17 protein-coding genes are annotated in these 13,742 nt (G+C 38.8%); 14 read left to right on the plus strand and 3 right to left on the minus strand.

Going from position 1 to position 13,742, the window contains the following annotated elements; genetic code table 11:
• The first annotated feature begins 7 nt into the window (after window positions 1–7).
• The 3 genes from spoVAEA (at window position 8) to lysA (ending at window position 3,511) form a co-directional block, all read left to right on the plus strand.
• Entirely contained in the window at window positions 8–583 is a 576-nt protein-coding gene (gene spoVAEA, locus BSO02S_RS00595) for a stage V sporulation protein SpoVABEA (protein WP_066060823.1), read from the plus strand.
• The gene (locus BSO02S_RS00600) at window positions 570–2,060 is read left to right on the plus strand and encodes a spore germination protein (protein WP_066060826.1); all 1,491 of its coding nucleotides are present in this window, start codon (window positions 570–572) and stop codon (window positions 2,058–2,060) included. The genes spoVAEA and BSO02S_RS00600 overlap by 14 nt, the downstream gene beginning before the upstream one ends.
• 146 nt (window positions 2,061–2,206) lie before the next feature.
• On the plus strand, window positions 2,207–3,511 hold the full coding sequence (gene lysA / locus BSO02S_RS00605; RefSeq protein WP_066060828.1) for a diaminopimelate decarboxylase: 1,305 nt from the start codon (window positions 2,207–2,209) through the stop codon (window positions 3,509–3,511).
• Between the two features lie 41 nt (window positions 3,512–3,552).
• Here lysA and BSO02S_RS00610 read toward each other — a convergent pair whose 3' ends face one another.
• Window positions 3,553–4,416 (minus strand): DUF1002 domain-containing protein, encoded by an 864-nt coding sequence (locus BSO02S_RS00610; protein ID WP_066060830.1) that lies wholly within the window; start codon window positions 4,414–4,416, stop codon window positions 3,553–3,555.
• A 494-nt stretch (window positions 4,417–4,910) separates the two neighbouring features.
• Between BSO02S_RS00610 and BSO02S_RS00615 the strand changes: the two genes are divergently transcribed.
• Complete coding sequence (locus BSO02S_RS00615; protein WP_066060832.1) at window positions 4,911–5,261, plus strand: GNAT family N-acetyltransferase; 351 nt, start codon at window positions 4,911–4,913, stop codon at window positions 5,259–5,261.
• Between the two features lie 25 nt (window positions 5,262–5,286).
• Here the strand turns inward: BSO02S_RS00615 and BSO02S_RS00620 are convergent, their stop codons facing one another.
• Window positions 5,287–5,808, minus strand: a complete 522-nt coding sequence (locus BSO02S_RS00620; protein WP_066060833.1) for a DUF309 domain-containing protein — start codon at window positions 5,806–5,808, stop codon at window positions 5,287–5,289.
• 126 nt (window positions 5,809–5,934) lie between these two features.
• Entirely contained in the window at window positions 5,935–6,024 is a 90-nt protein-coding gene (locus BSO02S_RS00625) for a YjcZ family sporulation protein (RefSeq protein WP_066060835.1), read from the minus strand.
• Window positions 6,025–6,232: 208 nt separating this feature from the next.
• Here BSO02S_RS00625 and BSO02S_RS00630 point away from each other — a divergent pair, with 208 nt between their 5' ends.
• The 10 genes from BSO02S_RS00630 to resA all read left to right on the plus strand — a co-directional run bounded on the left by BSO02S_RS00630 (window position 6,233) and on the right by resA (window position 13,727).
• On the plus strand, window positions 6,233–7,003 hold the full coding sequence (locus tag BSO02S_RS00630; protein ID WP_066060839.1) for a segregation/condensation protein A: 771 nt from the start codon (window positions 6,233–6,235) through the stop codon (window positions 7,001–7,003).
• On the plus strand, window positions 6,990–7,577 hold the full coding sequence (gene scpB / locus BSO02S_RS00635; protein WP_066060841.1) for an SMC-Scp complex subunit ScpB: 588 nt from the start codon (window positions 6,990–6,992) through the stop codon (window positions 7,575–7,577). Before BSO02S_RS00630 ends, scpB begins: the two co-directional genes overlap by 14 nt.
• 100 nt (window positions 7,578–7,677) lie before the next feature.
• On the plus strand, window positions 7,678–8,097 hold the full coding sequence (locus BSO02S_RS00640) for a hypothetical protein (RefSeq protein ID WP_066060843.1): 420 nt from the start codon (window positions 7,678–7,680) through the stop codon (window positions 8,095–8,097).
• 75 nt (window positions 8,098–8,172) lie between these two features.
• Window positions 8,173–8,661, plus strand: coding sequence for a DUF3907 family protein (locus BSO02S_RS00645; RefSeq protein WP_066060845.1), 489 nt, complete (start codon window positions 8,173–8,175; stop codon window positions 8,659–8,661).
• Between the two features lie 167 nt (window positions 8,662–8,828).
• Complete coding sequence (locus BSO02S_RS00650) at window positions 8,829–9,719, plus strand: superoxide dismutase (protein ID WP_425320396.1); 891 nt, start codon at window positions 8,829–8,831, stop codon at window positions 9,717–9,719.
• 157 nt (window positions 9,720–9,876) lie between these two features.
• Window positions 9,877–11,025 carry a D-alanyl-D-alanine carboxypeptidase family protein gene (locus BSO02S_RS00655; protein ID WP_066060847.1) on the plus strand — a complete coding sequence of 383 codons (1,149 nt, stop codon included), beginning with the start codon at window positions 9,877–9,879 and terminating at the stop codon, window positions 11,023–11,025.
• Complete coding sequence (locus BSO02S_RS00660; RefSeq protein ID WP_066060849.1) at window positions 11,018–11,605, plus strand: nucleoside recognition domain-containing protein; 588 nt, start codon at window positions 11,018–11,020, stop codon at window positions 11,603–11,605. Before BSO02S_RS00655 ends, BSO02S_RS00660 begins: the two co-directional genes overlap by 8 nt.
• A gap of 6 nt (window positions 11,606–11,611) precedes the next feature.
• Window positions 11,612–12,148: a spore maturation protein gene (locus tag BSO02S_RS00665; RefSeq protein ID WP_066060850.1), complete on the plus strand. Its 537-nt coding sequence runs from the start codon at window positions 11,612–11,614 to the stop codon at window positions 12,146–12,148.
• A 219-nt stretch (window positions 12,149–12,367) separates the two neighbouring features.
• Window positions 12,368–13,105 (plus strand): 23S rRNA pseudouridine(2605) synthase RluB, encoded by a 738-nt coding sequence (gene rluB, locus BSO02S_RS00670; RefSeq protein ID WP_066060852.1) that lies wholly within the window; start codon window positions 12,368–12,370, stop codon window positions 13,103–13,105.
• A 97-nt stretch (window positions 13,106–13,202) separates the two neighbouring features.
• Entirely contained in the window at window positions 13,203–13,727 is a 525-nt protein-coding gene (gene resA, locus BSO02S_RS00675) for a thiol-disulfide oxidoreductase ResA (protein ID WP_066060854.1), read from the plus strand.
• Window positions 13,728–13,742: the final 15 nt, after the last annotated feature.

Consider the following 13,742-nt stretch of genomic DNA (forward strand, 5'->3'; position numbering starts at 1 on the left):
TCAAAGTATGAGCAATCGGAGGCGTGTAATTTTAATTACTGACGGTGATGACTATGCATTGAGGGCTGTAGAGCAGGTTGCTAAGGACATAGGGGGCCGGTGTATTTCAAATTCTCATGGGAATCCGTCCACATTACCAGGTCCTACACTTGTAAAATTAATCAAAAAGACCCCGCATGACCCTGTATTGGTGATGTTTGATGATAGTGGCATTGTTGGGGAGGGCGCCGGCGAATCAGCGTTAAAATATGTTGCCCTCCATGAAGATATAGAAGTTCTAGGTATCATTGCGGTTGCAGCGAGATCGAGACATGAGGAATGGGCAAGAATTGATGTGAGCATCGACCGAGATGGAAAGTTAACGTCCTTTGGGGTTGATAAATTTGGTATACCTGAGCTTGAAATTGGGAGAATAAATGGTGATACAGTTTACTGCCTTGATGAATTAAAGGTACCTATCATTGTAGGAATTGGTGATATCGGCAAAATGGCTCGGCGTGATTCCTTTAAACTTGGTTCTCCGATAACGAGGAAGGCTGTCGAACTTATACTCGAAAGGAGTAGCTTTCATGGTAAAAAGTAACGAACAAAAATGGCCAATCCCGGAATCAGTGCATGAAATTGAAAATTACATGAAACAAAGGGTTGGTCTTGGGGTAAGCTTTGATTTTGGAATCAGGAAATTAAAAATTCTCAAAAAAGATGTTCATATTTATTATGTAAATGGGTTATGTGATACCCTTTATATTATTCAACTGATTGAAGAATTAGTTGATATCAATGATCATGAAAAGTTATCGACGGACATATTTAAGCTGATTGATAATCGACTTGTTAACCAATCGGTAGAAAAAGTAAAAACGCTTGATAAGGTAGTCGATCAAGTTCTGTCAGGGTTAATTGCGATTGTAATTGAAGGGGAAAATACAGCCCTTGTTGTTGATGTAAGAAGCTACCCAGGCAGGACACCTCAAGAGCCGGATACAGAAAAGGTCGTTCGAGGGTCGCGCGACGGATTTGTTGAAAATATTATTCTCAATACGGCATTAACGAGAAGAAGAATTCGCGATGAACGGCTTCGCTTTGAAATGCATAAAGTGGGTGTCCGTTCGAAAACAGATGTGGCTTTGGGCTATTTAGAAGACGTAGCAGATCCGGATTTACTAAATATTCTTAGAAAAGAAATTGAAGCAATTGATGTTGATGGAATACCGATGGGGGATAAAACAATCGAGGAGTTTATCGTTAAACAAGGTTGGAATCCCTTTCCGTTAGTCAGATATACGGAAAGAGCGGATGTAGCCGCCGCTCATTTATTAGAGGGACACGTCATTATTTTTTGCGACACTTCCCCAAGCGTAATTATTACACCTGCAACCTATTTTCATCATGTCCAGCATGCTGAAGAATTCCGGGAATCACCGGCCATGGGGACTTTTGTCCGCTGGACTCGGTTTTTAGGTGTCGTGGCTTCGATTGCATTACTTCCCTTATGGTTAGTGTTTGTTTTAGAACCATCCTTATTGCCCGAAAAGATTTCCTTTATTGGACCCAATGAACAAACCAATATTCCGGTTGTCGTTCAATTAATTTTAGCCGATTTTGGGATTGAATTTTTACGGATGGCAGCCATACATACCCCTACCCCATTATCAACGGCCATGGGCTTAATTGCGGCGGTGTTGATTGGACAAATCGCTATCGATGTTGGTTTATTTGTCCCGGAGGTTATCCTTTATGTTGCAGTAGCTGGTATCGGTACATTTACAACACCAAGCTATGAATTAGGTGTCGCGAATAAGATGGCCAGAATGGCCCTGATGATCTTGGTAGCAATCTTCCATACACCAGGTTTTATCATAGGCAGTACCCTGTTATTTATTTTTATAGTTAATATGCGTGCGTTTAATACACCTTACTTTTGGCCTTTTTTGCCTTTTGAACCCAAAGGATTTTTACAAATTGTCGTTCGTCGGGCAATTCCTGGTTCCCTGCTGAGACCAAGTATTGTTCACCCCCGAAATCGTTACCGGCAGCCCCCTCAAGCAAACGAGAAATAATTGCGGTTTTATTTCAGTTGTGCTAAAGTAATTTTAATTAAATAAAGGGGTAAAGGATTGGAAATAGGCAGTATCTTTTGCGGATTCTGTCTATTTGTTTATTATCTATATAAACAAACGGAATTGTTATGGAGAGAGGGAAGGGTATGTATTTTTACGGGACAACAGGAGTTAATAAAAATGGAAATTTGGAAATAGGCGGAGTCGATGCGATTGAATTGACACAGAGTTTTGGTACTCCCTTGTATGTTTATGATGTGGCATTAATGAGAGAAAGGGCACAGGGCTTTAAACGTGCATTTGAAGAGCAAAATATAAAGGCGCAGGTTGCTTATGCCAGCAAAGCCTTTTCGACGATTGCGATGATTCAGCTGGCCGAAGAGGAGGGCTTATCACTTGATGTCGTTTCAGGCGGCGAATTATATACAGCAGTTGCAGCCGGGTTCCCTGTCGAAAGGATTCACTTTCATGGAAATAATAAAAGCAGGGATGAATTAGAAATGGCCTTGGACAATAGAATTGGCTGTATTGTTGTTGATAATTTTTTCGAACTAGAGCTTTTAAATACAATCTGCTTAGAAAAAAAAGCTAGTGTTAACATCTTGCTAAGGGTTACCCCTGGAATCGAAGCACATACACATGATTACATCTTAACTGGGCAGGAAGATTCAAAATTTGGTTTTGATCTTCAAAATGGACAAGCGGAAGAAGCATTAAAAATGGCGCTCCATTTTGAATACCTTGAGGTTCTTGGTCTCCACTGTCACATTGGATCGCAAATTTTTGAAACCACTGGTTTTTTATTGGCCGCGCAGAAAATTGTTGAAAAAATGGACGTGTGGAAAAAAAAGCTGAGCTTTGAAGCCAAGGTTTTAAACTTGGGCGGAGGATTTGGTATCCGCTATACAAAGGAGGATGAGCCAAGACCTCCTTCCCAATATGTGAGTGAAATAATTAGAGAAGTAAAAATTTTAACTGAGCAATTTTCGTTAGAAATGCCGGAGATTTGGATTGAACCAGGTCGTTCTCTTGTCGGTGATGCGGGCATTACTCTTTACCAAGTAGGTTCTTCCAAAGAAGTTCCTGGTGTTAGGAAATATTTGGCTGTCGATGGCGGGATGAGTGATAATATTCGGCCTGCACTTTATCAAGCGAAATATGAAGCAGTGCTGGCCAATAAGCCATTAGACAAACCAAATGAAACTGTTTCAATCGCGGGGAAATGCTGCGAGTCTGGCGATATGTTGATTTGGGATTTACCACTCCCAGAAGCAGGTGAAAAGGATATTCTCGCCGTATTTTGTACGGGGGCATACGGCTATTCGATGTCAAATAACTATAACCGCATACCGCGTCCTGCAGTTGTATTTGTCGAAAACGGAAAAGCCGCTCTTGTTGTAAAAAGGGAGTCCTATGAGGACCTAATTCGGTATGATATACCATTAAAATAAGAAAAGCTGCCTCGATTTAATTCGCGGCAGCTTTTCTTATTTTAAGAGAAGAAAGATTTAATTGCTCCAATCAGCCAAATGAAGAATTGTTTAATCTTTTCAAAAAAACCTTGCGCATCTTCTGAATGAACGAATTTTGAGATACGGTCTTTTGCTTTACTTAACTGATCGCTTACTTGATTCCAGTTAATGTTTAAATCCTTCAGCTTATTAAAAAAGTCCATAAGCCGTTTCATTTCTGTGTCCGAAAGATTAACCGATAAATCCTTTGCTGCTTGGTCAATGATACCACGTAGTTCCTCATCATTTTTCGGCTTATTCTTGGCAATTTCCCCTTTTACTTTAGCGATTAAGGCGGAAGCATTTTTATCACCAATGGAATCACCTAATTTGGCGGTTTCGACCATTTCCTGGTTAGCGGCTTGTTTTACTTCCTCGGGAATCGTTTTGTCGGCAGAAATTTCGTAGGCCTTTATGATGCCTGTTAGTGCAGCTGTTCCGGAAACAGCAAGTGGTGCAGTGATATAGATTTTTGCATCCTTGACACCTGCTGTAATAAGGGCATTGACATACATCTCGTCTGTAACCCAATTGATATTCTTGGTTTCAACGATAATTCCTGATCCCTTCGGTGCAAGGGTAATGGCAGATGACGAAATTGCCTTTGTTCCGATTAGGGATTTTGATACGTATTTTCCTAAATATTTGTGCTCCTCCTGATTCGATACCGTTACAACCTGAACGTCCTTTGGTGCACCCATTTCCGTTAGAAGCTTATCTTTTTGGTCTTCGGATAGATTTTCTCCCAGTGTAACAATCATGTCCCCCTCTGCCATGTCAGCAAGGGTGCGTGCCGGATTAATGAGCAGCAAACCCAACATAAGGTAAATAATTATCTTTTTCATAATTCCTCCTTGTGAATCTTAAGGTAGTCTAAGAATGATTTTCCTCTTTAATAATATAACCGATTCCAATAATAATAACGAAATCATCGACTTAGAAGTTTCATAGATTTGAAATGGCAGGGGGGAAAAATACAAAATTTGCGGTGAAAATGGATTATTTTTGTTATTTAGTGTAGAATGTGGTCAAGTACGACATCTTCTAAAACTCTTTTTGGAGGAAATATTTTATGAAAAGAAACAACTGGGTGTTATTTAGTATTCTTATTGGCCTATCCGTTCTATGGGGAATTATATATTGGATTTTTATTGGGCCCAAACACTAATGATAATTTTGATTGATGAATGACCCTTAATTATGTATCATGTGAGTAATAAAACATTATAAATTCAACTACATATAATGAATACAGGTTTATTATTGATTTATTTGGTAAAAATATACTATTGCTAAACCAAAGAATTCAACGGTTTATTTAATATAATGAGGGATATAAATGCTAATTCGTTATAAGAAAACATTCGAAAAAATCGCCATGGGTTTATTGTCCTTTATGCCAAGCGAAAAGGATTTAAAGAAGCTTCAGCATACAATGAAGGAATATGAAACAGACGAAGATTTACAGCTCTTTCTTTGGAAAGAGGAAGATATTATTGGGCTTCTTGGGGTCCAGAATCACAATGATAAAAATTCTCTAGAAATACTGCACATATCCGTAAACCCTTCTCATCGTTTTCAGGGAATAGGGAAAAAAATGGTTATGGAACTGAAAGAAATGTATGCGGATAAAGAAATTATCGCCAATGAAAATACTGCTGCCTTTATTGAAAAATGTAATCTTTGCTAGAATTAAATAAGGAAAGGCAGTGATTTTATTCGCTGCCTTTTCTTATCTTTAATGATTGACATCTTTCTTGAATAATGCTTGTTCTATCCCGTAATTTATGGCGATGAACCAGGGCGTTATTCGTGGGATCACTTTCTTTCCCCCATAAAAAGCCTTTTTGTTGACAAACCTTTTCACACAATGTGATTAAGTGTGGATCACAGATCGGTAAATCAAAGCTTTGATAGGCTGTTTCTTTTTGGATATCAGATAAACGCCCTTTTAAAAAATGATCAAGGTGTATTTTATCTAAACCAAGTTTTGTTAATGAATCAGCTTGAAATTCAAAAATATGCATTGCCTTTTCTAACGTTCTTTTAGCCCCTATAAAGTTGCTTCTGCGATGATGGTATGAAGAAACTGCCACTAAAATAAGCCCCACCCAAATGGAATCTTTGTTTCCGGAATCTGTCTTTTTCCAATAGTCCTCCAGTAGTTCATGACACTCGAAATAATCCCTATCACCGTGAAAATGGGCTAGAAATTGAATATACTCTTTTGGGTACAAGTAATCGTCTCCTGACCTGACAACCTTATTAGTGTCTAGTTTATCATATTTAGATGGATTCCTTTCTTAAAAACCTTCAAGGCAGCAAATAAAATACCCGCCAATCTTGACGGGCACGGCTCATTCTTAATAGACCCAGGAAGCACCAACGATTATTAACAAAATAAATAGAACTACGATTAATGCAAATCCAGCTCCAAATCCGCCATCAACCATATTCAAATACCTCCTATGAATGTTTTGTACTTTTCTTTGTCATCATATGTTGGGTATTTGTCTATTGTTATGGGCAATCATCCTAATTTCATAATAAAGCAACAGAAGGTGGATTTTTCTATTGGATAACCGATATGAATCCTCTATACTATTAATAGTCAAAGTGAAAACAATGACGAATTATTTTTGAGAATTTTGGTGAGATATAATGCCATATCAAGTGAAAATTGATGCATTTGAAGGGCCGTTAGATTTGCTCCTCCATTTAATTAATAGGCTGGAAATTGATATATATGATATTCCAGTCGCCCAAATAACTGAGCAATACTTAATGTATATTAAAACATTGAATGTCCTTAAACTCGATGTTGCCAGCGAGTTTTTGGTTATGGCTGCAACATTACTCGCAATCAAAAGTAAAATGCTATTACCAAAGCATGAGGAGATAATCGATGAAGAAGATCCCGGGATGTCTTTTGAGGAAGACCCAAGAGATGAGCTTGTCGAGCGTTTGATTGAGTATCGGAAATATAAAGAGGCTGCCCATGACCTTAAATCGATGGAAGAGGAACGCGCCCTCATCTATACAAAGCCTCCAAGTGACCTTTCGGATTTTGCGAAAGAAAAACAGCCTGAACGGGCAGAGCTAAATGTTTCCCTCTATGATATGATGGCTGCGTTTCAAAAGTTATTACGAAGAAAAAAATTGCAGCGGCCCATGGCGACGAGGATTGCTCGTCAGGAAATATCGATTGAAAAAAGAATGACAGAAATAATGGTAGAATTAAGACAGCTTAAAGGACGGAAAAACTTTACTGATCTATTTCCTTATCCCTCGAAGGATCATGTTGTGGTTACCTTTTTGGCGATTTTGGAGCTTATTAAAAGAAAAGAAATTGACGCCCAGCAACAGGAGAACTTTGGTGATATTTTTGTTGAAGCTGTAAAGGAAGGGGCAGAAGTGATTGGGAATCATTAATTGGAACAGCATCCTCGAAAGTCTTTTGTTTGCGGCTGGGGATGAAGGGCTCTCACTGAAGCAGCTAGCAGAGGTCTTAGAGGTCGATGAGCAGAAGGCAATGGAAATCATCGAGGATATAAAACAAGAATATGACCAAAACAGCGAAAGGGGTATCATGATTGTCCAGCTTGCTGGAACTTATCAGCTTGCAACGAAGAAGGTAAACGCACCCTATTTAAAAAAGCTCGTTGATTCCCCTCATACTACTACACTTTCACAGGCAGCGTTAGAAACATTGGCAATTATTGCCTATAAACAGCCGATTACTCGCGCTGAAATTGAAGAAATCCGCGGTGTGAAAACAGAAAGGCCGCTCCATACGCTAATGTCAAAAGCGTTAATAAAAGAGGTAGGCCGTGCAGAAGGAACGGGAAGAGCCTATTTATATGGGACATCGAAGGAGTTTCTTGACTATTTTGGCCTAAAAAGCATTGATGAACTCCCACAGCTTCCCGAAAAAACGGAGGATGAATTTATTCAGGAGGAAGCAGATTTGTTTTTTGAGAAATTCAATGAAACAATTAATTCCTAATTTTTAAATATTTATCTGATTTTATGCTAATATAAATCTATGTCGTTCAATATCCTTTTTTCAAAAGGTTCAGATGATTTGGCTAAGGAGCGGGATTAATTTGCTAATAAAAGAGTGTAAAGGTTTTGAATTAGAAAAGGAAAAATCTAATACTTCTGAGGACTTTTTTAACAGAAGCGAAGTTACTTTTATCGAAAATGGAGAAGAAAAAACGCTGCACGTTCTCTATGTTAGGTATTTCGATGCAGTCTGTCATGAGTTTACTCCGTACGAGCAAGACCCGATTATTGTTCAAGAAGATACTGAGGTAAGTTTTAAGGATATCGTAGCCCTTGTTTGCCTCTTGAAAAATCCAGGTCTACGCAGTCGTAAACGTCTCTATATTAATTCTAAGCATGAATTTGCTTCGTATTTTCAAGATATTAATTTTAATAAATTACCTGAAATCTTTATTGCTCTACAACAACAGAAGGGTTTTGAGCTTCGCTCGCCGCTTGAGTTCATTATGCAGCCGCAATAAGAAAAGCGAAAGTACACTAGCCGCTGGGCGCTGGAGCTAGACAGTTTTCAAAGTTCAAAGCTTAGGGGGATTTTTATGGGGAACACGCTGGTAAAATCACAACTAAATGATGTAAAGGATTTTTTAGGTAGGTCTATTTCAATACTCGAGGGTTTTTTAAATGAAACAACCATCTCGCAACTGAATTTAGAAAATGATGAAGAACGCCTATACAATAAATTAATCTTTTCAAACTTTCGAAAGTTAATTGTGTATAGCGAAGAAAGTTTTGAAGTGTGTTCGGTTATTCTGCAGAGCACTTCTTTTCAAAAAGCAGCAGCTGAGAAAACCCTTTATAAAATTTACCATCAATGTATTGAGGAGTTTTTCTCTCCGAAAAACGATGCTTGGTTCGAGGATAGCAGGGCAGCCTATACGGGTAGGAATGCGATTAAGTTTTATCGAAATGTGCCTGAAAGTGTTGTCAAGCTTGTTAAAGGTTTAGAAGGCGAATTCCAGCGGATTAGGGAAGAACTTGAATTTTATGAAACGGATTACCGGACAAAGATGATCCAATCAAAATAAAACTGAAGCTTCCCGTGCGGGGTATGGTTTATAACCTAACTCTTTTTATTTTTTAAAAGGCTGTCCATATAATGGGCAGCCTTTTATCCTGTTCTTAATTAGTCTAATTCTTCATACCATTTAGGTAGATGAATATGAAAAACAGTTGGTTAGGAATGAGGGATATAGTGGACCGTTTCAGCCGGTATGTAAACGAATTATTTGAATGGAATGAGCAAATGAAACAGTTTCTCGAATCAGAGGAGGTTGGTCAAAACTCTGAATTATGGGAACAGCTTGATGATTTCACTGAGTTAATCGAAGGGACTGACCGGCAGTTATCCAATGAAGAGCTCCTTAGCCTTCAAGCAAAAGCTGAACATATTCATGAGCATATGGAAAATTACTTTAAAAGGAAACAGGAAGTTGGTACCATTTGGGTGGTTGAAAAAACGCTTCAGCCGGGAGAACATAGCCTCCCCGAACTTCCCTACCCTTATAATGCATTAGAACCGTTTATATCAGAGGAAATTATGAAGCTACACCATGATATACACCATCGTTCCTATGTTGATGGCCTGAATAAGGCAGAACTTAATCTAAAAAAGGCAAGGGAAACAAATGATTTCTCATTGATCAAACATTGGTCCCGAGAGCTTGCTTTTCATGGTTCTGGTCATTACCTTCATACAATTTTTTGGAATAACATGAGTCCAAACGGTGGTGGAACTCCACAAGGTCTATTAAAGGATGAAATCAAACATTACTTTGGGAGTTTTGCAGCATTTAAACAGCATTTCTCTGAAGCTGCTAAGCAAGTGGAAGGCGTTGGCTGGGCCCTTTTGGTTTGGTCCCCGCGGGCCAGGCATTTGGAGGTATTACAATCTGAACGGCATATGCTGTTGACACAGTGGGATACCATTCCACTTCTTGTTCTAGATGTTTGGGAACATGCATTTTACCTTCAATATAAAAACAAAAGGGCTGAATATGTGGATAACTGGTGGAATTTAGTCAATTGGCATAATGTTGAATCTAGATTTGAAAAAGCAGCAGATAAAAAGTGGTCTACTGTATAATTTAATAATTCTACGGAAGGCTCGCCACTCGGGCGAGTTTTCTTTATTAATTGTCATAAGAGAACTCGTCCTGCATAAACTTGTACAAGTAAAAAGAAAAGCAGAAGCGTCTGGGCGCCTCTGCTGGAGAACTTAACAAGGGGATGAGGTTAATCTTATGAGAATGAGTTTGAAGCTAGTTATTTTTTTCCTCATGGTCTCACTATTCATTGCTAACATTCCTCAAAAGGTGGATGCTTCCCTTGGAGTAAGTGCCGCGAGTGCTGTCTTGTTAGAGCAGAAATCTGGTCGTATCCTTTTTGAGAAAGATGCACACACAAAAAGACGCATCGCTAGTATAACAAAAATCATGACAGCGGTGCTGGCAATTGAATCGGGGAAAATGAATAAATATGTAAAAGTGAGTGAAAAAGCAACCCGTGCTGAAGGGTCATCAGTCTATTTAAAGCCAGGCGAAAGGATTAAGCTAAATGATTTAGTTTATGGGTTGATGCTCAGGTCTGGAAATGATACAGCTGTCGCAATCGCTGAATATGTAGGTGGGAGTGTAGATGGATTTGCCTACTTAATGAATAAAAAGGCGAAGGAAATCGGAATGTATGATAGTCATTTTGCCAATCCACATGGACTGGATGATCATGAAAATCACTATTCAACCGCGTATGACATGGCCATTTTAATGCGCTATGCTATGCAAAACAAAACATTTCAAGAAATTTCAGGTACGAGAGTTTATAAAGCCCCAAATCCTACAGAAAATTGGGATCGTGAATGGAATAACAAAAATCGCCTGCTATCAAAATATAAATATTGTACGGGCGGGAAAACGGGCTTTACAAAAAGAGCGAAAAGAACACTTGTGACCACCGCGACAAAAGGGGATATGGATTTAATTGCAGTTACTTTGAATGGACCAGATGATTGGAATGACCATATATCCATGTATGAAGGCGGATTTAAGGGATATGATATGGCGGAGGTCGTCCCTGAGGGGAAACTTGATATCGCAAAAGGTAAATTTTATAAAAATCATTTGTATATAAAGAGTTCAATTGTTTACCCTGCTACCAGCGAGGAAATGGATTTGTTTTCTGTTAAGTATAAGTTGAATAAGCCGCAGAAGAAATGGAAGAGTTCAAAACAAAATGAAAGAATAGTTGGAAAGGCTGCCGTTTACTTGGATGGAAGAATAGTAGAGGAAACACCGATTTATTACGAGTATATTCCCAAAAAGGAGAAAAAAGGATGGTTTGATTTTGTAAAGGAAATATTTCTATCTATCATTGGTGTGAGAACATATGGTTAATTATATCTGGGTCTTCATGACAATAATCGGAGTTGTCTTTGCGCTGATTAATGGGACGATGGCAGAAGTGAATAAAGCAATTTTTGATGGTGCGAAGGAAGCGGTGACCCTGTGTATTGGACTTATTAGTGTCCTTGTCTTTTGGCTTGGAATCATGCGAATTGCAGAAGAATCCGGGCTTCTTAAAAGTCTGACTAAACTTTTTCGCCCGCTTGTCAAACGTTTATTTCCGGAAGTTCCGCCAAACCACCCGGCTATGGGATATATCTTATCAAATATGATTTCTAACATGTTCGGCTTGGGGAATGCAGCCACCCCACTAGGCATCAAGGCGATGGAGGAACTTCAAAAACTAAATGGAGGAATAAATTCTGCCAGTAGGTCAATGGTCACCTTTTTGGCGATTAATACGGCAAGTATTACTATTATTCCAACAACCGTCATTGCGATTAGAATGACGTATCATTCTGCCTCCCCGACAGAAATTGTTGTCCCAACCATCATTGCGACCATCATCTCAGCAGCAGGAGCAATCGTAATTGACCGTTACTTTTATTATCGTAGAAGCCGAAAAGGATGATTCTCTATGCAGCTAATCTCGGTTATTTCGTTGACATTTATCCCTTTATTAATTGGGTTTATTCTTCTATACGGTACATTCAAACAAGTACCAACCTATGAAAGCTTTGTAGAAGGCGGAAAGGAAGGAATAAAGATAGCCGTCTCCATCATCCCCTTTCTAGTGGGGATGATGGTTTCCATCTCAATATTCCGCGCATCGGGTGCATTGGACGCATTAATGAAATGGATCCGGCCGTTGATGAACGCTATGGGAGTGCCGGCTGAAATTGTGCCCTTGTTAATTATCAGGCCAATTTCCGGTACGGCAGCGCTTGGAATGACCAGTGATTTAATTGCCGTATATGGCCCAGATACTTTTATTGGACGGCTGGCATCCGTTTTGCAAGGAAGTACGGACACTACCTTTTACGTGTTAACCGTCTATTTTGGTGCGGTGGGGATCAAAAAAATGGGAGATGCCCTTAAAGTAGGTCTCCTTGCCGACGTTTTTGGTATTATCGTCGCAATTATAGTGGTGGCCTTTGTATTTGGAACAAAATAATTTATCGGGAAAAAGCAAGTTTCTTTCATTAGAAGCATGCTTTTTTATTTTTGACAATAACAGTTACTTTGAAAAGTGGAGGAATTGTGTCATAATTCATTAGGATAGAATAATGAATTCGTTTCCTAGCAAATAGGAAACATTCCTATTGCTGATAGAGTAAACAACGGTATAATACGCTGCGTTACTTTATATACAGATAAATATGAGGTGGAATTAATGGAAAGATTGCAAAAAGTAATTGCTCGTGCAGGTATTGCTTCAAGAAGAAAAGCTGAAGACCTGATTAAAGAAGGCAGAGTGAAGGTAAATGGAAAGGTTGTTACCGAGCTTGGCGTAAAGGTTTCTTCTAATGATAAGGTAGAAGTAAATGAAATTCAGATTGAGAAAGAAGAGCCCGTTTATTTTCTTTTATATAAACCAAGAGGGGTTATCTCTAGCGTGAATGACGAAAAGGGCAGAAAAGTTGTCACTGATTTCTTTCCATTGCTTAAAGAAAGAATTTTTCCAGTGGGCCGTCTTGATTATGATACATCTGGATTATTGTTATTAACGAATGACGGGGAATTTGCCAATTTACTGATGCATCCAAGCAATGAAATTGAAAAGGTTTATGTCGCCAAAACAAAGGGAATCCCCTTAAAAGAGAACCTCAGGAAATTAGAAAAAGGGATTCGTCTGGAAGATGGGAAAACTGCACCAGCTAAAGTCAAAATGCTTTCTGGGGATAAGAAGAAGGAAACGGCTATTGTTGAAATTACCATCCATGAAGGACGAAATCGCCAGGTTAGAAGGATGTTTGAAGCCATTGGCCATGATGTCCTGAAATTAAAACGCGAACAGTATGGTTTCTTGACTTTACATGGTTTGAAAGCTGGCGAGGCAAGAGAGCTAACCCACCATGAAGTAAAGCTGTTGAGGGCTTCGGCATTACAGGTCTCTAAAAAAAATTCATAAATTCGTCACAATTAATTTCTATGTTAACACTATGCCAGTATTGGAAAATGCTATAATTTAGACAATCTGTGTCGCGTAAGTACCGGGAGGGTTTTTTATGAAAAAACGGCGATTAATCATAAGGACCATTATTTTGTTTATTCTAGGTGCAGCCGTTGCCTATACACTTTACGAAAATCTTACAAAAGATAATAAACAAAAAGTGGCGGTTGGTGAAGCAGCGCCTGATTTTGCGTTGGTCGATATGCAAGGAAATAAACATCGTCTATCTGAATATAAGGGACAGGGTGTTTTCTTAAACTTTTGGGGGACATGGTGCCCGCCCTGTAAGAAGGAAATGCCATATATCAATAATCAGTACCATCAATTTAAGGACAAAGGGGTTCAGCTTATGTCTGTAGATATACAGGAATCCCCTTTAGCCGTTAGTCAATTTGCCGACCGCCTTAAGCTGGACTTTCCAATTATGATTGATACCGACAAAGAAGTCATGAATACATATGGAATTGATTTACTTCCAGCTACATTTTTAATTGATAAAAATGGAAAGGTATTAAAATATCACACAGGTGAGCTATCTGAAGATAAGATAAGGGAATTTATGGAGAAAATCAAACCTTAAGGTTGTAGGGGAGTT

Source organism: Neobacillus soli NBRC 102451 (assembly GCF_001591665.1).
In the GTDB taxonomy this organism is placed as follows: domain Bacteria; phylum Bacillota; class Bacilli; order Bacillales; family Cytobacillaceae; genus Neobacillus; species Neobacillus soli.